We start from the raw sequence: 443 nt of genomic DNA, 5'->3' as shown, positions 1-443 counted from the left end.
CACCTTCTAATGACCATACCCAGCTCTTTTGGTCATACAAGCTCGACGTATAACGTTTACCACCTGATGATGTTGAGTTCACTATCAACTGGTCATCCGGGTCTAATCCATACACATAGGTCATTTTGCCAAAAAGGTTCAGATTATTGATTACTTGGGGTCGGTAGGCAAAACCGATCATTGACTCCGTGTAATTACTTACTACATCACTTGAATCATCTTGATTACCAAACGTTTTGGCAAAATCAAATTGTCCAAGCCAACTTAAGTTTTCATTAACCACCGTTTTTGCCCGGTTAGTGGTCACCCATTGTCTTATGCGTTCACTACCTTCATCTATCCGATATTCCAGACGATTGCGTATTTGAAATAAATCATTTTTATAACCATAACCAGCGGCATAAATATCCCGACGAGTTTCATCATTTCCGGTTAAACTGGTG

1 pseudogene is annotated in these 443 nt (G+C 40.0%); it reads right to left on the bottom strand.

From position 1 onward, the window contains the following. Positions 1 to 443: pseudogene (locus J3U35_RS01270) on the bottom strand (hypothetical protein); the annotation flags it as partial.

It is taken from the genome of Gilliamella sp. B2717 (assembly GCF_026536675.1).
Classification (GTDB): domain Bacteria; phylum Pseudomonadota; class Gammaproteobacteria; order Enterobacterales; family Orbaceae; genus Gilliamella; species Gilliamella apicola_I.
The sequence above is the reverse complement of the archived record's forward strand: the minus strand, read 5'-3'. Positions and strand labels throughout refer to the sequence as shown.